At 69.1% G+C, this 19,550-nt stretch carries 17 protein-coding genes; 16 read left to right on the forward strand and 1 reads right to left on the reverse strand.

From position 1 onward, the window contains the following. Positions 1–2: 2 nt before the first annotated feature. The 12 genes from murF to AB0M87_RS22210 all read left to right on the forward strand — a co-directional run bounded on the left by murF (position 3) and on the right by AB0M87_RS22210 (position 12,669). Positions 3–1,436: a UDP-N-acetylmuramoyl-tripeptide--D-alanyl-D-alanine ligase gene (gene murF, locus AB0M87_RS22155; protein ID WP_365855487.1), complete on the forward strand. Its 1,434-nt coding sequence runs from the start codon at positions 3–5 to the stop codon at positions 1,434–1,436. Beyond that, the gene (gene mraY / locus AB0M87_RS22160; RefSeq protein ID WP_365855489.1) at positions 1,433–2,503 is read left to right on the forward strand and encodes a phospho-N-acetylmuramoyl-pentapeptide-transferase; all 1,071 of its coding nucleotides are present in this window, start codon (positions 1,433–1,435) and stop codon (positions 2,501–2,503) included. The genes murF and mraY overlap by 4 nt, the downstream gene beginning before the upstream one ends. Beyond that, positions 2,500–3,966, forward strand: coding sequence for a UDP-N-acetylmuramoyl-L-alanine--D-glutamate ligase (gene murD, locus AB0M87_RS22165; RefSeq protein WP_365855491.1), 1,467 nt, complete (start codon positions 2,500–2,502; stop codon positions 3,964–3,966). The genes mraY and murD overlap by 4 nt, the downstream gene beginning before the upstream one ends. A gap of 62 nt (positions 3,967–4,028) precedes the next feature. Beyond that, positions 4,029–5,363 carry a putative lipid II flippase FtsW gene (gene ftsW, locus AB0M87_RS22170; protein WP_365855493.1) on the forward strand — a complete coding sequence of 445 codons (1,335 nt, stop codon included), beginning with the start codon at positions 4,029–4,031 and terminating at the stop codon, positions 5,361–5,363. 6 nt (positions 5,364–5,369) lie between these two features. Continuing rightward, complete coding sequence (gene murG / locus AB0M87_RS22175) at positions 5,370–6,458, forward strand: undecaprenyldiphospho-muramoylpentapeptide beta-N-acetylglucosaminyltransferase (protein WP_365855495.1); 1,089 nt, start codon at positions 5,370–5,372, stop codon at positions 6,456–6,458. A 34-nt stretch (positions 6,459–6,492) separates the two neighbouring features. Continuing rightward, complete coding sequence (locus AB0M87_RS22180; RefSeq protein WP_365855497.1) at positions 6,493–7,293, forward strand: FtsQ-type POTRA domain-containing protein; 801 nt, start codon at positions 6,493–6,495, stop codon at positions 7,291–7,293. A gap of 275 nt (positions 7,294–7,568) precedes the next feature. Further along, positions 7,569–8,777 (forward strand): cell division protein FtsZ, encoded by a 1,209-nt coding sequence (ftsZ, locus tag AB0M87_RS22185; RefSeq protein WP_365855499.1) that lies wholly within the window; start codon positions 7,569–7,571, stop codon positions 8,775–8,777. A 15-nt stretch (positions 8,778–8,792) separates the two neighbouring features. Continuing rightward, positions 8,793–9,539: a peptidoglycan editing factor PgeF gene (pgeF, locus tag AB0M87_RS22190; RefSeq protein WP_365855501.1), complete on the forward strand. Its 747-nt coding sequence runs from the start codon at positions 8,793–8,795 to the stop codon at positions 9,537–9,539. A gap of 6 nt (positions 9,540–9,545) precedes the next feature. After that, positions 9,546–10,265 (forward strand): YggS family pyridoxal phosphate-dependent enzyme, encoded by a 720-nt coding sequence (locus tag AB0M87_RS22195; protein WP_365855503.1) that lies wholly within the window; start codon positions 9,546–9,548, stop codon positions 10,263–10,265. 140 nt (positions 10,266–10,405) lie between these two features. Next, positions 10,406–11,011, forward strand: coding sequence for a cell division protein SepF (gene sepF, locus AB0M87_RS22200; protein ID WP_365855505.1), 606 nt, complete (start codon positions 10,406–10,408; stop codon positions 11,009–11,011). Between the two features lie 70 nt (positions 11,012–11,081). Beyond that, a complete protein-coding gene (locus AB0M87_RS22205) occupies positions 11,082–11,366 on the forward strand; it encodes a YggT family protein (protein WP_365855507.1) in 285 nt (94 codons plus the stop codon). A 49-nt stretch (positions 11,367–11,415) separates the two neighbouring features. Next, positions 11,416–12,669 carry a DivIVA domain-containing protein gene (locus tag AB0M87_RS22210; RefSeq protein ID WP_365855509.1) on the forward strand — a complete coding sequence of 418 codons (1,254 nt, stop codon included), beginning with the start codon at positions 11,416–11,418 and terminating at the stop codon, positions 12,667–12,669. Between the two features lie 218 nt (positions 12,670–12,887). Here AB0M87_RS22210 and ileS read toward each other — a convergent pair whose 3' ends face one another. Next, positions 12,888–16,064: an isoleucine--tRNA ligase gene (gene ileS, locus AB0M87_RS22215; protein WP_365855511.1), complete on the reverse strand. Its 3,177-nt coding sequence runs from the start codon at positions 16,062–16,064 to the stop codon at positions 12,888–12,890. Between the two features lie 528 nt (positions 16,065–16,592). Here ileS and AB0M87_RS22220 point away from each other — a divergent pair. The 4 genes from AB0M87_RS22220 (at position 16,593) to AB0M87_RS22235 (ending at position 19,449) form a co-directional block, all read left to right on the forward strand. Next, positions 16,593–17,231 (forward strand): TraR/DksA family transcriptional regulator, encoded by a 639-nt coding sequence (locus AB0M87_RS22220; RefSeq protein ID WP_365855926.1) that lies wholly within the window; start codon positions 16,593–16,595, stop codon positions 17,229–17,231. An 87-nt stretch (positions 17,232–17,318) separates the two neighbouring features. After that, positions 17,319–17,975 carry a signal peptidase II gene (lspA, locus tag AB0M87_RS22225; protein WP_365855513.1) on the forward strand — a complete coding sequence of 219 codons (657 nt, stop codon included), beginning with the start codon at positions 17,319–17,321 and terminating at the stop codon, positions 17,973–17,975. A gap of 59 nt (positions 17,976–18,034) precedes the next feature. Next, on the forward strand, positions 18,035–18,976 hold the full coding sequence (locus AB0M87_RS22230; protein WP_365855515.1) for an RluA family pseudouridine synthase: 942 nt from the start codon (positions 18,035–18,037) through the stop codon (positions 18,974–18,976). After that, positions 18,976–19,449: a GNAT family N-acetyltransferase gene (locus AB0M87_RS22235; RefSeq protein WP_365855517.1), complete on the forward strand. Its 474-nt coding sequence runs from the start codon at positions 18,976–18,978 to the stop codon at positions 19,447–19,449. Before AB0M87_RS22230 ends, AB0M87_RS22235 begins: the two co-directional genes overlap by 1 nt. The last annotated feature ends 101 nt before the right edge of the window (positions 19,450–19,550 follow it).

The following is a 19,550-nucleotide window of genomic DNA, read 5'->3' on the forward strand; positions in this document are numbered from 1 at the left end:
AAGTGATCACCCTCTCCCTCGCCGAGATCGCCGAAATCGTCGGCGGGCATACGTACGACATACCGGATCCCGCCGTCCAGGTCACCGGCCCGGTCGTCACCGACTCCCGTGCCGTGCAGCCGGGCGGCCTCTTCGTCGCCTTCGCCGGTGAACACGCCGACGGCCACGACTTCGCACAGCGTGCGGTGGCCGCGGGCGCGGTGGCCGTGCTCGCCACCCGCCGGATCGGCGCCCCCGCGATCGTGGTGGATGACGTCACCGTCGCCCTCGGCGCACTGGCCCGTAGCGTCGTCGAGCGTCTCGGCACCGAAGTCGTCGCCCTCACCGGCTCGGCCGGCAAGACGTCCACCAAGGACCTGATCGCCCAACTCCTGCAGCGCAAGGGCCCGACGGTCTACCCGGCGGGCAACCTCAACAACGAGATCGGTCTGCCGCTCACCGCACTGCGCGCGGAGCGGGACACCCGGTACCTGGTGCTCGAAATGGGCGCACGGTACATCGGCGACATCCGTTACCTCACCGAACTCGTACCGCCGAAGACCGGACTCGTACTGAATGTCGGGACCGCGCACATCGGGGAGTTCGGCGGCCGCGAGCAGATCGCCCAGGCCAAGGGCGAAATGGTCGAGTCGCTCCCGGAGTCCGGTGTCGCCGTGCTCAACGCCGACGATCCGCTGGTACGCGCGATGACGTCACGCACCAAGGCGCGGGTGCTGCTCTTCGGAGAGTCGGACGAAGCGGACGTGCGCGCCGAGAATGTCCGACTCACAGCTACCGGACAGCCCGCTTTCACGCTGCGCACACCCACCGGGTGCAGCGATGTGACCTTGCGCCTGTACGGTGAGCACCACGTGTCGAACGCGCTCGCCGCAGCCGCCGTCGCGCATGAGCAGGGCATGTCCGTGGACGAGATCGCACTGGCGCTCTCCGAAGCGGGCACGCTGTCCCGCTGGCGCATGGAGGTCACCGAGCGTCCGGACGGCGTGACGGTCGTCAACGACGCCTACAACGCGAACCCTGAATCCATGCGAGCCGCGCTGCGTGCACTGGCCGCGATGGGCGAAGCCTCACGGGCCCGAGGGGGACGCACGTGGGCGGTGCTCGGCCAGATGGCCGAGCTCGGTGACGAGTCGTTCGCCGAGCACGACGCGGTCGGGCGGCTTGCCGTCCGGCTCAACGTGAGCAAGCTCGTGGCAGTCGGGGGCAGGGAAGCGTCCTGGCTGCAGCTGGGCGCCTATAACGAGGGTTCGTGGGGTGAGGAGTCGGTGCACGTGTCCGACGCAGAGGCGGCCGTCGACCTGTTGCGCAGGGAACTGCGGGAGGGAGACGTCGTGCTGGTGAAGGCGTCCAGGTCGGTGGGGTTGGAGCAGGTCGCGGACGCGCTGCTCGACTGTGGCACCGGGACCGGCACCGAGGGCGAGGTCGCCGCCCGATGAAGCAGATTCTCTTCTCGGGAGTCATCGGACTCTTCCTGACCCTGGTCGGCACGCCACTGCTGATCAAGCTGCTGGCCCACAAGGGTTACGGACAGTTCATCCGGGACGACGGACCACGCGGCCACCACGGCAAGCGCGGCACCCCGACCATGGGTGGGATCGCCTTCATCCTGGCCACGATCATCGCGTACTTCGCCACCAAGGCGATCACCGGCGCCCCGCTGACGTTCTCCGGGGTGCTGGTGCTGTTCCTGATGACGGGGATGGGTCTGGTCGGGTTCCTCGACGACTACATCAAGATCGTAAAACAGCGTTCGCTGGGTCTGCGGGCGAAGGCGAAGATGGCCGGCCAGCTGATCGTCGGCATCGCCTTCGCCGTGCTGGCCATGCAGTTCAAGGACATCCACGGCAACGCTCCGGCCTCCACCAAGCTGTCGTTCGTCACGGACTTCGGCTGGACGCTCGGCCCGGTGATCTTCGTCGTCTGGGCTCTTTTCATGATCCTGGCGATGTCGAACGGCGTGAACCTCACCGACGGCCTCGACGGTCTGGCCACCGGCGCCTCGGTGATGGTCTTCGGCGCCTACACCTTCATCGGCGTCTGGCAGTTCCAGGAGTCCTGCGCGAACGCGGCGACCCTGACCAACCCCAGTGCCTGCTTCGAGGTGAGAGACCCGCTGGACCTGGCGGTCGTCGCCTCGGCCCTGATGGGCGCCTGCTTCGGCTTCCTGTGGTGGAACACCTCACCGGCCAAGATCTTCATGGGCGACACCGGATCGCTCGCCCTCGGCGGCGCCCTCGCGGGTCTGGCCATCTGCTCCCGTACGGAGTTCCTGATGGCCATCCTCGGCGGCCTCTTCGTGCTGATCACCCTGTCCGTGGTGATCCAGGTCGGCTCCTTCAAGATGACGCGCAAGCGGGTCTTCAAGATGGCACCGCTGCAACACCACTTCGAACTCAAGGGGTGGTCCGAAGTCCTTGTGGTGGTCCGCTTCTGGATCATCCAGGGCATGTGTGTGATCGTCGGCCTCGGCCTCTTCTACGCGGGCTGGGCGGCCGACAAGTGACGTGGCAGGACAAGCGGGTCACCGTCGCGGGGCTGGGCGTCTCCGGGCTGCCGGCGGCGCGGGTCCTGCACGGGCTCGGCGCGGTGGTCACCGTCGTCAACGAGGGCGACGACGCACGCTCCCGGGCACAGGCCGCCGAACTCGAGGCGCTGGGCGTCACGGTGCGCCTCGGCGACGCCACTCTGCTGCCGGAGGGCACCGAACTGGTCGTCACCGCACCGGGCTGGCGGCCCGACAAACCACTCTTCCGTGCCGCGGCCGCCGCGGGCGTCCCGGTGTGGGGCGATGTCGAACTGGCCTGGCAGCTGCGCGACCTGAACGGCAGGAAGCCGGCCCCCTGGCTCGCGGTCACCGGCACCAACGGCAAGACCACCACGGTCCGGATGCTCGCGTCGATCCTGCGGGCGGCCGGTCTGCGTACCGCGGCGGTCGGCAACATCGGCGTCTCACTGCTCGACGCGGTACTCGGTGACGAGCCGTACGACGTACTGGCGGTGGAGCTCTCGAGCTACCAACTGCACTGGGCGCCCAGCCTGCGGGTGCACTCCGCGGCGGTGCTCAACATCGCGCCCGACCACCTCGACTGGCACGGCTCCCTGGCGGCGTACGCGGCCGACAAGGGCCGTGTGTACGAAGGCAACAGCGTCGCGTGCGTCTACAACGTGGCCGACCCGGCCACCGAGGAACTGGTCCGTGCAGCCGACGTCGAGGAGGGCTGCCGTGCCATCGGCTTCACCCTCGGCGCCCCCGGGCCGTCCCAGCTCGGTGTCGTGGACGGCATCCTGGTGGACCGTGCGTTCGTGGCGGACCGCCACAAGCAGGCCCAGGAACTGGCCGAGGTCACCGACATCGGCCGGCCCCCCGCCCGCCACCCTTCCCCGGCCGGCGCTTCGCGCCCCCCTGTGGCCGCTCCGCACAACATCGCCAACGCCCTGGCCGCTGCCGCCCTGGCGCGCGGCTTCGGCGTCGAGCCCGCCGCGGTCCGCGACGGACTGCGTGATTTCCGTCCCGACGCGCACCGGATCGAGCACGTCGACGAGGTAGCGGGCGTCACGTTCATCGACGACTCCAAGGCCACCAACACCCATGCTGCCGAAGCCTCGCTGGCCGCATACGATCCGATTGTCTGGATTGCGGGAGGCCTTGCCAAGGGTGCGCGGTTCGATGATCTCGTTATCGGTGCGGCGAAGCGGCTGCGGGGAGTCGTACTGATCGGCGCCGAGCGGGCCCTGATCGCCGAAGCCCTCGCGCGACACGCGCCGGAAGTCCCGGTGGTCGACCTCGACCGGACCGACACTGGGGCGATGTCGGCGGCGGTCCGGGAAGCGGCACGTCTCGCCCGGCCCGGGGACACCGTCCTGCTGGCCCCGGCCTGTGCCTCGATGGACATGTTCGCCAACTACAACAAGCGCGGCGAGGCATTCGCCGACGCGGTACGCGAGTTGGCTGCCGAGACCGACTGAGCGGCTGCGAGGCCCCGCGCCGGGACCCGGCAGAGCCGGGCACGAGTGGAGGGGACAGGGACATGCCGGTCAGGGACAGCAACGGGCGTGGTGGCACCGGGACGGCACGTCGTCCCGCCGCCTCGGGACGCAGCCCGGCGCCCCAACGCGCCGGGCGTGGCATCGCCGGACTGCGCAGGACGTTCGAGCAGGCGCGCAGCGCCTGGGACCGGCCGCTGACCGCCTACTACCTCATCACCGGCTCCGGCGTCCTGATCACCGTGCTCGGCCTCGTCATGGTCTACTCCGCATCGATGATCAAGGCGCTGGAAATCTCCGAGCCGGGGTCGTACTTCTTCCGCAAACAGCTGTTCGCCGCGTTCCTCGGCGGGATTCTGCTGTTCGTCGCCACCCGGATGCCGGTGAAGCTGCACCGGGCCTTCGCCTACCCGCTCCTCGCCGGGACCATCTTCCTGATGGTGCTGGTCCAGGTGCCGGGGATAGGGCAGGCGGTCAACGGCAACCAGAACTGGATCTCGCTGGGCGGTCCCTTCATGCTCCAGCCGAGCGAGTTCGGCAAACTCGCCCTGATCCTCTGGGGCGCCGACCTGCTCGCGCGTAAACAGGACAAGAAGCTGCTGACCCAGTGGAAACACATGCTGGTCCCGCTCGTTCCTGTGACTTTCATCCTGCTCGGCCTGATCATGCTCGGTGGCGACATGGGCACCGCGATCATTCTGACCGCGATCCTGTTCGGACTGCTGTGGCTGGCGGGAGCGCCCACCCGGATGTTCGCCGGTGTGCTCGGTATCGCGGCAGTGATGATTTTCCTGCTCATCAAGACCAGCCCGAACCGGATGGGCCGACTGGCCTGCATCGGAGCCAGTGACCCCGGACCGCAGGACCAGTGCTGGCAGGCGGTGCACGGAATCTACGCCCTGGCCTCCGGTGGATGGTTCGGATCCGGCCTCGGCGCAAGTGTGGAAAAATGGGGCCAACTACCGGAGCCGCACACCGACTTCATCTTCGCCGTCACCGGTGAGGAACTGGGTCTCGCCGGGACGCTGTCGGTACTCGCCCTCTTCGCGGCTCTAGGCTATGCGGGTATCCGCGTGGCCGGACGCACGGAGGACCCCTTCGTGAGGTACGCAGCGGGAGGTGTGACCACCTGGATCACGGCGCAAGCCGTGATCAATATCGGTGCGGTGCTCGGTCTGCTGCCGATCGCCGGTGTCCCGCTCCCGCTGTTCTCCTACGGGGGTTCGGCGCTGCTGCCGACCATGTTCGCGGTGGGGCTGCTGATCGCCTTCGCGCGGCAGGACCCCGCAGCGAAGACGGCTCTGGCCCTGCGGAGGCCCCGGGTGAGATGGAAGTCGATGAGACGGCGCGTCAAGAAGCGTCCGTCCGGAGAGCGGTGAATTTCGGTGCATGTCGTACTCGCCGGTGGGGGGACCGCCGGCCATATCGAGCCTGCGCTCGCCCTCGCGGATGCCCTGCGCAGGCAGGACCCGACCGTGGGTATCACGGCCCTCGGCACGGAACGCGGCCTTGAGACGCGTCTGGTGCCCGAGCGGGGTTACGAGTTGGGGCTCATCCCCGCCGTCCCTCTGCCCCGCAGGCCCACCCCGGAGCTGATCACCGTTCCCGGGCGGCTGCGCGGAACCATCAAGGCGGCCGAACAGATCCTGGAGCGGACCAAGGCAGACTGCGTGGTCGGCTTCGGCGGCTACGTGGCGCTGCCCGGCTACCTGGCGGCCAAGCGCCTCGGAGTGCCGATCATCGTGCACGAGGCCAACGCACGTCCCGGCCTTGCCAACAAGATCGGCTCGCGGTACGCGGCCGCCGTGGCGGTCTCCACGCCGGACAGCAAACTCCGCGGCGCCCGCTACATCGGCATTCCGCTGCGCCGCACCATCGCCACCCTCGACCGGGCCAGGGTCCGTCCCGAGGCGCGTGCCGCGTTCGGCCTCGACCCCAATCTGCCGACCCTGCTGGTCTCCGGTGGCTCGCAGGGCGCCCGCAGGCTCAACGAAGTGGTCCAGCAGGCCGCTCCGGTGCTCCAGCGCTCGGGGATCCAGGTCCTGCACGTGGTCGGACCCAAGAACGAACTGCCGCGTGTCGACAACATGCCCGGAATGCCGCCGTACATCCCGGTACCGTATGTGGACCGGATGGACCTCGCGTACGCCGCGGCCGACATGATGCTCTGCCGGGCCGGCGCGATGACCGTCGCCGAACTCTCCGCCGTCGGGCTGCCCGCCGCTTACGTCCCGTTGCCCATCGGCAACGGCGAACAGCGGCTCAACGCCCAGCCGGTGGTGAACGCGGGCGGTGGCCTGCTGGTGGACGACGCCCAGCTGACCCCCGAGTGGGTCCAGGGCAACGTCCTGCCGGTACTCGCCGATCCGCACCGGCTCTTCGAGATGTCCCGCGCAGCAGCCGAGTTCGGCCGCAGGGACGCCGACGACCTGCTCGTCGGCATGGTGTACGAGGCGATTGCCGCGCGCCGCTAGGACAGGACCCGGGCGTGACCCCTAAGGAGCGAGTGTGGCCGGACCGACGACCGCCCAGCGCGGCGAACGCAAGCCATCGGCCGGCTCCGGCCGTGCTCGCTCCTCGCAACCCCGGCGCCCGGGCCGGTCGACCCGCAGAGGGCGGCTGCTGATCCTGGTGGTCGCCGTGCTGCTCGCTCTGACCGGCGGCGGCGTCTGGCTGCTCTACGGCTCCTCCTGGCTGCGCCTGGAGCGGGTGCGGACCTCGGGGGAGCATGTGCTGACCCGGGACCAGGTGGAGTCGGTTGCGGCCGTACCGGTCGGCGCACCGCTGATTTCTGTCGATACGGCGGCGATCGCTGACCGTCTTCGGAAGAAATTGCCGCGTATCGACTCGGTGGATGTCACCCGTTCATGGCCGCACGGCATCAACCTGAAAGTGACCGAGCGAAAGCCGGTGCTGCTCATGAAGTCGGGCGGTAAGTTCACCGAAGTGGACGCGAAGGGAGTCCGTTTCGCCACCGTGGAGAGTGCTCCCCAACGGGTTCCGGTACTGGAATTGACCCCTGAACAGTCGCCGAGCCTGCGTCGTTTCGGCGTAGACGGGCTACGTCTGGAAGCGGTGAAGGTGGCCGGGGAGCTTCCGTCCGCGGTGGCCGATGACACCCTCCTCGTCCAAGTCCGTTCATATGACTCAATCTCCCTGCGGCTGACGGGCGGTCGCACGGTGGTTTGGGGAAGCAGTGAGTTCGGCGCGGCGAAGGCCCGCGCGCTCAGCGCGCTGATGAAAGCCGCTCCCCGGGCCGAGCACTTCGACGTGAGCGCTCCCACCGCCCCTGCCGTGTCAGGGAGTTGACGCACATACTCGCTGGCCAGCACCCTGGTTGGGCAGCGCAACGGCTGATCACATAGGGTGAAAAGAAAAACGGGAGGTTCGGCGTGTTCGTTGAACGTGCGCCGCTTGTCGACTTAGTGTCCTGTTCGGAGAGTCCAAGGAGCAGACACACTGGTAACCCTGAACTTCACCGTTAGGGTTCGGGTCGGCGTTCGGACCGTCCCATCGGCATCCGTCGTCGCGACGCGACAAACCGCGAAGCGGCGACACGTAACTCGAGGCGAGAGGCCTTCGACGTGGCAGCACCGCAGAACTACCTCGCAGTCATCAAGGTCATCGGTGTCGGCGGCGGTGGTGTCAATGCCATCAACCGAATGATCGAGGTCGGCCTCAAGGGCGTCGAGTTCATCGCGATCAACACTGACGCACAAGCCCTGTTGATGAGCGACGCCGACGTCAAGCTCGACGTCGGCCGTGAACTGACCCGCGGCCTCGGGGCCGGAGCCAACCCGGTAGTCGGTCGCAAGGCGGCAGAGGACCACCGTGAGGAGATCGAGGAGGTCCTCAAGGGGGCCGACATGGTCTTCGTCACCGCAGGAGAAGGCGGCGGCACCGGCACCGGTGGCGCACCCGTCGTCGCCAACATCGCCCGTTCACTGGGCGCACTCACCATCGGCGTGGTGACCCGGCCCTTCACCTTCGAGGGCAGGCGCCGCGCCAACCAGGCGGAGGACGGCATCGCCGAACTCCGCGAAGAGGTCGACACCCTCATCGTCATCCCCAACGACCGGCTGCTGTCCATCTCGGACCGCCAGGTCAGCGTGCTGGACGCGTTCAAGTCCGCGGACCAGGTACTGCTGTCCGGTGTCCAGGGCATCACCGACCTGATCACCACGCCCGGCCTGATCAACCTCGACTTCGCCGACGTCAAGTCCGTGATGTCCGAGGCCGGATCGGCGCTCATGGGCATCGGCTCCGCCCGCGGCGACGACCGGGCGGTGGCCGCCGCCGAAATGGCGATCTCCTCACCGCTGCTCGAGGCGTCCATCGACGGCGCCCGCGGTGTGCTGCTCTCCATCTCGGGTGGTTCGGACCTCGGTCTCTTCGAGATCAACGAGGCCGCGCAACTCGTGAGCGAGGCTGCTCACCCCGAAGCCAACATCATCTTCGGCGCCGTCATCGACGACGCCCTCGGTGACGAGGTGCGGGTCACGGTCATCGCGGCGGGCTTCGACGGCGGACAGCCGCCGACCCGCAGGGAGAACGTCATTGGCGGCAACACCGCCAAGCGCGAGGAAGCGACCCCGGTGAGGTCGAGCGAGCCGCAGCGTTCACTCGGCGGCCTCGGTGCGGTGACCCAGCGCGACGAGCTCCCGATCCAGGCCGATGCGGAGCGGAGGGACGAGGCCCCGGCGACGCCGGCCGGCCCGCCGCAGATCCCGCCGGCCCGGCCGTACCAGGACACTCAGGCCGAAGAGCTGGACGTCCCGGACTTCTTGAAGTGATCCGGACTTCCTGAAGTGATAACGCAGCACGATGCAGTGAGCGGCGCGCACTTCGCCTTCACCGACAGGTGGGGCGGGGTGAGCGCCGTTCCGTACGAAGAGCTCAACCTCGGCGGCGCGGTCGGCGATGACCCCGCTTCCGTGCGGGACAACAGGGCGCTCGCGGCTGGGTCGCTCGGTCTGGATCACGCGCAGGTCGTCTGGATGAACCAGGTGCACGGGCGCGAGGTGGCAGTGGTCGAAGGTCCCTGGGACGCGACCGGTTCCGGCGGTGAGCAGCCGGTCCCCGCTGTGGACGCGATCGTGACCGCCCGTCGGGGCGTGCCGCTGGCCGTACTCACCGCGGACTGCACCCCGGTGCTGCTCGCCGACCCCGTAGCGGGGGTGGCGGCCGCGGTCCATGCCGGCCGCCCCGGACTGGTGGCCGGTGTCGTCCCGGCAGCCATCGCCGCCATGACGCGTCTCGGTGCCGACCCGGCTGCGATCATCGCCCGGACCGGACCCGCGGTCTGCGGGCGCTGCTACGAAGTCCCGGCGGCGATGCGGGCCGAGGTGGCGGCGCGCGTTCCCGGCGCCTGGTCGGAGACCAGCTGGCACACCCCTGCGGTGGACGTCACCGCCGGGGTGATGGCGCAGCTCGAAACGCTCGGAGTCACCGACCGGCAGCAGTCGCCGGTCTGCACGCTGGAATCGCTCGACCACTTCTCGTATCGTCGCGACCGCACCACCGGGCGGCTCGCCGGATATGTCTGGCTGGACTGATAGGACATGACGGACCGTAAGCACGAACTCGCCGCAAACCTGGCACGGGTGGAGGAACGGATCGCATCCGCGTGTGCGGCGGCCGGTCGCAAGCGGGCAGACGTGACGCTGATCGTGGTCACCAAGACCTACCCCGCGAGCGATGTACGGCTGCTGTCCGATCTCGGGGTGCGTCATGTCGCGGAGAACCGGGACCAGGATGCTGCCCCCAAGGCCGCGGCCTGTGCGGACCTTTCGCTTCACTGGCATTTCGTCGGTCAGTTGCAGACGAACAAAGCCCGTTCCGTGGCGGGTTATGCGCATACGGTGCAGTCGGTCGACCGAGCGCGACTGGTCACAGCGCTCTCCGGAGCGGCGGTCGGAGCGGACCGCGAACTCGGCTGCCTGATCCAGGTAGCGCTCGACGCGGAGTCCGGTGAGCGCGGTGCGCGCGGCGGCGTCGGGCCGGACGGGGTCGAGGAGTTGGCCGACCGGGTGGCCGGCGCACCAGGACTGCGGCTCGACGGACTGATGACCGTCGCGCCGCTGGCCGGACCGTACGCGGGACGGCAACAGGCGGCATTCGAGCGGCTGATGGAAATCTCATCCGGCCTGCGCGTGGCCCATCCGGCTGCGAACATGGTGTCAGCAGGGATGAGTGCGGACCTCGAAGAGGCGGTGGCGGCGGGTGCGACACATGTCCGCGTCGGCACTGCGGTACTCGGCGTGCGCCCCCGGCTCGGGTAACGTCGCGAAGCAAGTCGGACCACAGCAGAAAATATGGTCATTTCCGCCGATTGGCGGGCAGACCCAGTGGATCGTGGGCACTTGGTGACGCTGCGACATTGGCACAAGGGCGATCCACCACAGAGCGGAGGACTCAGAGAATGGCCGGCGCGATGCGCAAGATGGCGGTCTACCTCGGCCTCGTGGAGGACGATGGATACGACGGCCCGGGGTTCGACCCCGACGACGAGTTCGAACCCGAGCCGGAACCCGAACGGGACCGGCGGCGGCACCAGCCTTCACATCAGTCACAGCAGGACGAACCGGTACGAGTGGTGCAACCGCCCGCCCAGCGCGAGCCAGTTGCGCTACCGGCAGAAAGCGGACGTCCCGCCCGAATCGCCCCCGTGGCGTCTATCACACCTGAACGCCCGAGTATGGAGAAGAACGCCCCGGTGATCATGCCCAAGGTTGTGTCCGAGCGGGAGCCCTACCGCATCACCACACTGCACCCCCGGACCTACAACGAGGCCCGTACCATCGGGGAACACTTCCGCGAGGGCACTCCGGTGATCATGAACCTCACGGAGATGGACGACACGGACGCGAAGCGACTTGTCGACTTTGCGGCAGGACTTGTCTTCGGTTTGCATGGCAGCATTGAACGGGTGACGCAGAAGGTGTTCCTGTTGTCGCCTGCTAACGTCGATGTCACGGCGGAGGACAAGGCCCGTATCGCAGAGGGCGGTTTCTTCAACCAGAGCTGAGACGAGACACCGGGACTACCCCGGCCGGGAGGCCGGAAGACGAAAGCATCAGGGGAGAGGGAAGCGCTGGATGGGCATCGCATTGCAGGTGATCTACATCGCGCTGATGTGTTTCCTCATCGTGTTGATCTTCCGGCTTGTCATGGACTACGTCTTCCAGTTCGCCCGTTCATGGCAACCTGGTAAGGCGATGGTGGTCGTTCTGGAGGCCACCTACACTGTCACCGATCCACCGCTCAAGCTTCTGCGGCGGTTCATTCCGCCGCTGCGTCTCGGGGGCGTGGCACTCGACCTGTCCTTCTTCGTTCTGATGATCATCGTCTACATCCTGATCACCATTGTGAGCCGGGTGTGAACGATTCGGTCCTGCCGACTGCCGACGACTACGTAGAGGTGAAGAAGAGATGCCGCTGACCCCCGAGGACGTGCGGAACAAGCAGTTCACGACTGTCCGGCTGCGAGAAGGCTATGACGAGGACGAGGTTGACGCCTTCCTCGACGAGGTCGAAGCCGAACTGACCCGGCTGCTCCGTGAGAACGAGGACCTGCGCGCCAAGCTGGCAGCTGCCACCCGTGCCGCCGCGCAGAATCAGCAGCAGGGCATGCGCAAGCCGGAGCAGCAGGACGGCCGTGGCGGTCCGAACGCCCCGGTACCCGCCGCCATATCCGGTCCACCGCAGGTCCAGCAGCAGCCGCAGATGGGCCCGCCCCAGCTTCCGGGCGGCCAGCCGCAGTTGCCGGCAGGACCTGGCGGTCACGGTCCCCAGGGCCAGCACGGCCCGGGGCCCCAGGGACAGCACGGCCCCGGCCCGCAGGGCCAGCACGGTCCCGGCCCGATGGGCCAGGCGCCGATGGGCGGCCAGGGCCAGCTCGGCCAGGGCCCCATGGGTCAGGGTCCGATGGGCCAGGGTCCGATGGGCCAGGGCCCCATGGGCGGCCAGGGTCAGCTCCAGGGCCCCATGGGAGGTCAGGGCCAGCTCGGCCAGGGCCCCATGGGCGGTCCGATGGGTGGCCACGGCGGTCCCCCGCAGATGCAGCAGCAGGGTCCTGGCGGCGACAGTGCGGCCCGGGTGCTCTCGCTCGCCCAGCAGACCGCCGACCAGGCGATCGCGGAGGCCCGTTCCGAGGCCAACAAGATCGTCGGCGAGGCACGCAGCCGCGCCGAAGGCCTGGAGCGCGATGCCCGAGCCAAGGCCGATGCGCTGGAGCGGGACGCACAGGAGAAGCACCGTGTCGCGATGGGCTCGCTGGAGTCCGCCCGCGCGACACTGGAGCGCAAGGTCGAGGATCTGCGTGGCTTCGAGCGTGAGTACCGGACGCGTCTGAAGTCCTACCTGGAGAGCCAGCTGCGCCAGCTGGAGACCCAGGCCGACGACTCGCTGGCCCCGCCGCGGACCCCGGCGACTGCTTCGCTGCCGCCGTCGCCCTCGATGGCTCAGGCCGGAGCGGGCGCGATGGGCCACACCCAGCACACGATGGGGGGCAGCCCGTCGATGGGCAGCCAGCCGTCCATGGGCTCCCCGTCATACGGTGGTCAGCAGCAGATGTCGCCGGCCATGACGCAGCCGATGGCACCGGTGCGGCCGCAGGCGCCGCAGCCGATGCAGCAGGCACCTTCGCCGATGCGGGGCTTCCTGATCGACGAGGACGACAACTGACGGCGGGCGCCGTGCGCGCACCGCGGTCGGCAGACTGAGGGCCGGGCCCCGGGGTTTCCCCGGGGCCCGGCCCTTTTGCCGTAGCCGGTGGCGAGGGGCCGGCCCATTCCCTCATGATCCGGCGAAACCAAGCCCCTCCTGGGGCCCCCGGACGGAGTCCGGGGGGATTGAGGAGCGGGGTCCGGGGCGGAGCCCCCGGGGGCCCCGCCCGGTGCGGGTTAGGCGTTCGTGCGGCGGAGCCGGAACGCGAGGGACAAGCCCTCGTCCTCGAAGGCCGCCCCGTACGTGGCGTCGCCCTCGCCCTCCGCGTAGTCCACCGCGAGCACCTCGTCCGCGATCAACCCCGCGTGCTCGCCGAGCGCTTCCGCGACCGTCGCGTCCTTGGCGGACCAGCGGACCGCGATACGGTCCGCGACGTCCAGGCCGCTGTTCTTCCGGGCCTCCTGGATGAGGCGGATCACGTCGCGGGCCAGCCCCGCCCGGCGCAGCTCCGCGGTGATCTCCAGGTCCAGGGCGACCGTGGCGCCCGAGTCGGACGCCACCGACCAGCCCTCGCGGGGGGTTTCGGTGATGATGACCTCTTCGGGGCTGAGGGTGACGGACTCGCCGTCGACCGTCACCGTGGCGGTGCCCTCGCGCAGGGCCAGCGAGAGGGCCGCCGCGTCGGCCTCGGCCACCGCCTTCGCCACCGCTTGGACGCCCTTGCCGAAACGCCTGCCCAGCGCCCGGAAGTTGGCCTTGGCCGTGGTGTCGACCAGTGAGCCACCCACCTCCGAGAGCGAGGCCAGCGAGGAGACGTTCAGCTCCTCGGCGATCTGCGCCCGTAGCTCCGGGGACAGCGCTTCGAAGCCGGCCGCCGCCACCAGCGCTCGGGAGAGCGGCTGGCGGGTCTTCACACCGGACTCGGCGCGGGTGGCGCGGCCCAGCTCCACCAATCGCCGCACCAGCGCCATCTGCTGGGAGAGCGACGGGTCGATCATGGTCAGGTCGGCCTTCGGCCAGCTGGAGAGGTGCACCGACTCCGGGGCGTCCTCGGTGACCGGTACCACCATGTCCTGCCAGACCCGCTCGGTGATGAACGGGGTGATCGGCGCCATCAGCCGGGTCACCGTCTCGATGACCTCGTGCAGCGTGCGCAGCGCCGCGGCGTCACCGTGCCAGAAGCGGCGGCGGGAGCGGCGCACGTACCAGTTGGAGAGATCGTCGACGAAGGCGGAGAGCAGCTTGCCCGCCCGCTGGGTGTCGAACCCGTCCAGCGCCTGCGTGACCTGGTCCACCAGGGCGTTGAGTTCGCTCAGCAGCCAGCGGTCGAGCACCGTGCGGTCGGCGGGCGCCGGGTCGGCGGTGGACGGGGCCCAGCCGGAGGTGCGGGCGTAGAGGGCCTGGAAGGCCACCGTGTTCCAGTAGGTCAGGAGGGTCTTGCGGACCACCTCCTGGATCGTGCCGTGACCGACCCGGCGGGCCGCCCACGGGGAACCCCCGGCTGCCATGAACCAGCGCACCGCGTCCGCGCCGTGCTGGTCCATGAGCGGGATCGGCTGGAGGGTGTTGCCCAGGTGCTTGGACATCTTCCGGCCGTCCTCGGCGAGGATGTGACCGAGGCAGACGACGTTCTCGTAACTCGACTTGTCGAACACCAGGGTGCCGATCGCCATCAGGGTGTAGAACCATCCACGCGTCTGGTCGATCGCCTCCGAGATGAACTGCGCCGGGTAGCGCCGCTCGAAGAGCTCCTTGTTCTGATACGGGTAGCCGTACTGGGCGAAAGGCATCGAGCCCGAGTCGTACCAGGCGTCGATGACCTCGGGGACCCGGGTCGCGGTCTGCGCGCACTGCGGGCAGCCGAAGGTGACCTCGTCGATGTACGGGCGGTGCGGGTCGAGCCCCGACAGGTCGGTGCCGGTGAGGTCGGACAGCTCGGCGCGTGACCCGACCACGGTGAGGTGGTCCTGTTCGCAGCGCCAGATCGGCAGGGGGGTGCCCCAGTAGCGGTTGCGGGAGAGCGCCCAGTCGACGTTGTTGTGCAGCCAGTCGCCGAACCGGCCCTGCTTGACGGAGTCCGGGAACCAGTTGGTCTTCTCGTTCTCCCGCAGCATCGCGTCCTTGACCGCGGTGGTCCTGATGTACCAGGAAGGCTGCGCGTAGTAGAGCAGCGCGGTGTGACAGCGCCAGCAGTGCGGGTAGCTGTGCTCGTAGGGGACGTGGCGGAAGAGCAGGCCGCGCGCCTGGAGGTCGGCGACCAGGGTTTCGTCGGCCTTCTTGAAGAAGAGACCGCCGACCAGCGGCACGTCCTCCTCGAACGTGCCGTCGGGCCGTACCGGATTGACGACGGGCAGCCCGTAGGCGCGGCACACCTTGAGGTCGTCCTCACCGAAGGCGGGGGACTGGTGGACGAGACCGGTGCCGTCCTCGGTCGTGACGTAGTCGGCGTTGACGATGTAGTGCGCCTCGGCCGGGCTGTGCTCGTTGTTTCCCTCGCTGACGCTCGGAAAGGGGATCAGCGTGAACGGCCGCTGATAAGCCCAGCGCTCCATCTCCGCCCCGGTGAAGCTCTGCCCCGTGAGCTCCCAGCCCTCGCCCAGCGCCTTCTCGACCAGCGGCTGGGCGACGACCAGCTTCTCCTGGCCGTCGGTCGCGACCACGTACGTGACGTCGGGGTGCGCGGCGACCGCCGTGTTGGAGACCAGGGTCCAGGGGGTGGTCGTCCAGACCAGCAGCGCGGCCTCGCCCGCGAGCGGGCCACTGGTCAGCGGGAAGCGTACGAAGACGGACGGGTCGACGACCGTTTCGTAGCCCTGGGCCAGCTCGTGGTCCGACAGACCGGTGCCGCAGCGCGGGCACCAGGGGGCGACCCGGTGGTCCTGGACCAGCAGGCCCTTGTTGAAGATCTCCTTCAGCGACCACCAGACGCTCTCCATGTAGCCGGGGTCCATCGTGCGGTACGCGTTGTCGAGGTCGATCCAGTAACCCATGCGGGTCGTCAGCTCGGCGAAGGCGTCGGTGTGCCGGGTCACCGACTCCCGGCACTTTTCGTTGAACGCGGCGATGCCGTACGCCTCGATCTCCGGTTTGCCGCTGAAGCCCAGTTCCTTTTCCACCGCGAGCTCGACGGGCAGCCCGTGGCAGTCCCAGCCGGCCTTGCGGGGCACGTGGTAGCCCTGCATCGTGCGGAAACGGGGGAAGACGTCCTTGAAGACCCGGGCCTCGATGTGGTGTGCGCCGGGCATGCCGTTCGCCGTGGGCGGACCTTCGTAGAACACCCACTCGGGGCGCCCCTCGGACTGCTCGAGACTCTTCGAGAAGACCTGCGCCTCGCGCCAGAAATCGAGCACGGCGTGCTCGAGCGCGGGCAGGTCGACCTGGGCGGGCACTTGGCTGTACTGCGGCCGTGTCATGGGCGAACTCCTCCAACGGACGTTTCTCTCTCCGTCGGAGGGACGAGAGCCCAGTCGCTCCCGCGGTACCACCCTCCTTGGCCTCGGGCGTGCACCCGTGGCCCCCTCATTGGGGTCGCGACGCCGGTTCTACTCGCCCGCTGGTTCGGCTGGGCTTTCTTCCGACAGCTCCGGGGTGATCTTCACGTCGTGCCTGCCTCCGGGCTCGCACCGTCCCCGGATCGCTCATGGCCGCCTGCGACGCTACTCGTCCCATCCATGCCTTTCGCTGGGCCCAGTGTACGGGCCGGTGCGCTGGGCATCCCACCGCTTTTCGCGCGGGCGCGCCGGTCCGGTCCTTGGTCCGAATGGCCACTCGGATTCTGCCCGGGTCCGGGCCGCTTCGTGGTGGCGGATTACCGGGCGGGGAGCTGGGCACAACGGATGGAGGCTTTCCTTGTCGCGGCGGTGAGGGGGCTGAACGGGCGGCGTGCCCGGTTGCCGCCGAGCACATGTCGACTTATCGTCCCAGAACGGTTTGCGCGCAAGATCACACAATGTGAAGGGGCCGCGGCCATGGTGGCGAAGAAGGCGGCAGCGAAGAAGACGCCGGCGCACAGCGCGTCGGCGAAGAAGGCCGCAGCCGCGGCCCAGGGGGCGGCTCAGGCCGCGGAACAGACGGGAGCCAAGACGGTGGTTGCGAAGAAGACTGCTGGCCGTACTACGGCGGCCAGGAAGCGTGCTGCCGCGCCGGCACCCCCCAAAGCCGGGGTTGCTGTGCCGGTGGCACCGGGTGAGCTGCCGGTACGTCCCGGCGAGGACCCCTGGACCCCGGAGGAGGTCGCCGAGGCGCGCGCCGGGTTGCAGAGCGAGGATGCCCGGCTGGAAGCCGAGATCGCCTCGGCCGAGACGGCGCTCGCCGGGCTGATGCGGGATCCCGGGGACGGCGCGGGCGACGACCAGGCCGACACCGGCACCAAGAACATCACCAGGGAGAGCGAGCTGGCGCTGGCCGCCAACGCCCGCGAGATGCTCGAGCAGACCGAGCGTGCCCTGGAGCGACTGGACGCGGGCACCTACGGACTCTGCGAGAACTGCGGCAATCCCATCGGCAAGGCCCGCATGCAGGCCTTCCCGCGCGCCACGCTCTGTGTGGAGTGCAAGCAGAAGCAGGAGCGCAGGTACTGAGCAGATGCCCGGGCAGGTGCTGAGGGGTTTCCGGCACCGGTGTGTCGTACCCTCGTTCTCAGTCAGGTACTAGGGCGAGGGACTCACGTGGCAGAGGCGGAGCGCATCATCGGTACGCCGGACATCCCCGAGGCCGCCGGAACGGGGCCGGAACGGTTCCCCGAGGAGCGGCCGGCCGGGACTCGGCAGGCCGGGACTCAGCCGTCCAGTGAGGAGCTGCCCGCCACGGACGGTACGGCGGACGCGGAGCGGCCCCGGGGCAGGCGCAAGCTGCCAGTGCTCTTCGCCGTGGCGGTCTTCGCCTACCTGCTCGACCTGGTCAGCAAGACCATCGTGGTCGCCAAACTGGAGCACCACGCCCCGGTCAGCGTGATCGGTGATGCCCTGAAGTTCGAGGCGATCCGTAACCCGGGCGCCGCCTTCGGGGTGGGCGCGGCCTTCACGGTGATCTTCACCTGCATCGCAGCGGTGGTGATCTTCGTGATCGCCCGGCTGGCCCGCAAGCTCTACAGCGTGCCCTGGGCCATCGCCCTCGGGTTGCTGCTCGGCGGGGCACTGGGCAATCTCACGGACCGGATCTTCCGTTCACCCAGCCCCTTCCAGGGCGCGGTCGTCGACTTCATCTCCGTCGCGCACTTCTCCGTCTTCAATCTCGCCGACTCCGCGATCTGCTGTGGCGGGGTCCTGATCGTGCTGCTCTCCTTCAGGGGACTGGACCCCGACGGCACGCTGCACCGGGACTGAACGCACGCGTCCGGCCTCTCGCGGACCGGCGGGCGCCGGGGGCAAGGCATACTCGACGAGTGAGCACAGTTCCCGATATCCGCACCCTGCCCGTTCCCGACGGCCTGGAGGGCGAGCGCGTCGACGCCGCCATCTCCCGCATGTTCGGATTTTCCCGTACGAAGGCGGCCGAGCTTGCCGCTACGGGAAAAGTGCAGGTCGACGGGTCGGTGGTCGGCAAGTCGGAGCGGGTGCACGGCGGTGCCTGGCTGGAGGTCGTGATGCCGCAGGCGGCCGCTCCGGTGCAGATCGTCGCCGAGCCCGTGGAGGGCATGGAGATAGTCCATGACGACGACGACATCGTGGTGATCGTGAAACCTGTCGGTGTCGCCGCCCACCCCAGCCCCGGCTGGACCGGCACCACCGTCATCGGTGGTCTCGCCGCCGCCGGATACCGGATCTCCACCTCGGGCGCGGCGGAGCGCCAGGGAATCGTGCACCGGCTGGACGTCGGTACTTCCGGGCTGATGGTCGTCGCCAAGTCCGAGCGTGCGTACACCCTGCTCAAGCAGCAGTTCCGGGAGCGCACGGTGGACAAGCGCTATCACGCCCTGGTGCAGGGCCACCCGGACCCGATGAGCGGCACGATCGACGCCCCCATCGGGCGCCACCCCCAACACGACTACAAGTGGGCCGTGACGGCCGACGGCAAGCCGTCCGTGACCCACTACGACCTGATCGAGGCGTTCCGGGCGGCCTCGCTGCTCGACATCAAGCTGGAGACCGGGCGCACCCACCAGATCCGGGTGCACATGTCCGCCCACCGGCACCCCTGTGTCGGCGACCTCACCTACGGCGCCGACCCCACCATGGCCAAGCGGCTGGGGCTGACACGGCAGTGGCTGCACGCGATGCGGCTGAGCTTCGAGCACCCGTCGGACGGCCGCTGGGTGGAGTTCGAGAGCGCGTACCCGGACGATCTGCAGCACGCGCTGGACGCGATCAGAGCGGAAAGCGAGTGATGCCGGTCACGGATCGGCAGGTGCGGGTCGTTTCCGACCCGGCCGGCCTCGCCGCCTGCTTCGCGGTACGCAAGGCGGTCTTCGTCGACGAGCAGGGAGTGCCCGCCGACATCGAGTACGACGCCCATGACGCGGACGCGGTCCACGTGCTGGCCGAAGGTCCGGAAGGACCGATGGGCACTGGTCGGCTGCTCCTGCCGGCCCCCGCCACGCACGTATCGGCGGACCCCGGTGCCGGAACCGTCGGCTCGCTCGGCAGACTGGCCGTCACCGCCGCGGGCCGCGGCCGGGGCGTCGGCGCCGCGCTGGTCCGGGCGATCGAGGACGCCGCGCGGACACGCGGGCTGACCATGGTGGACCTGCACGCGCAGACCCACGCACTGGGTTTCTACGAACGTCTGGGGTACGAGGCGTACGGACCCGAGTTCCCGGACGCCGGAATTCCGCACCGGGCGATGCGCCGCACCATCTGAGACGGCACCACGGCCCGGGGGCCCCGTTGAACGATTCGCGGCCGCTGCCATGGCACCCTTGGGCCCTGATCACCAGGTGTTCGATCGGCTCGGAGGGTGTC

The sequence above is a fragment of the Streptomyces sp. NPDC051320 genome (assembly GCF_040682175.1).
GTDB lineage: Bacteria > Actinomycetota > Actinomycetes > Streptomycetales > Streptomycetaceae > Streptomyces.

Bases quoted from the DNA above. Each gene is read 5' to 3' on its own strand.
- ftsW (WP_365855493.1), top strand. From the start codon at position 4,029: ATGCCGGTCAGGGACAGCAACGGGCGTGGTGGCACCGGGACGGCACGT.
- ileS (WP_365855511.1), bottom strand. From the start codon at position 16,064: ATGACACGGCCGCAGTACAGCCAAGTGCCCGCCCAGGTCGACCTGCCC.
- AB0M87_RS22210 (WP_365855509.1), top strand. From the start codon at position 11,416: ATGCCGCTGACCCCCGAGGACGTGCGGAACAAGCAGTTCACGACTGTC.
- AB0M87_RS22195 (WP_365855503.1), top strand. From the start codon at position 9,546: ATGACGGACCGTAAGCACGAACTCGCCGCAAACCTGGCACGGGTGGAG.
- AB0M87_RS22205 (WP_365855507.1), top strand. From the start codon at position 11,082: ATGGGCATCGCATTGCAGGTGATCTACATCGCGCTGATGTGTTTCCTC.
- AB0M87_RS22235 (WP_365855517.1), top strand. From the start codon at position 18,976: ATGCCGGTCACGGATCGGCAGGTGCGGGTCGTTTCCGACCCGGCCGGC.
- sepF (WP_365855505.1), top strand. From the start codon at position 10,406: ATGGCCGGCGCGATGCGCAAGATGGCGGTCTACCTCGGCCTCGTGGAG.
- mraY (WP_365855489.1), top strand. From the start codon at position 1,433: ATGAAGCAGATTCTCTTCTCGGGAGTCATCGGACTCTTCCTGACCCTG.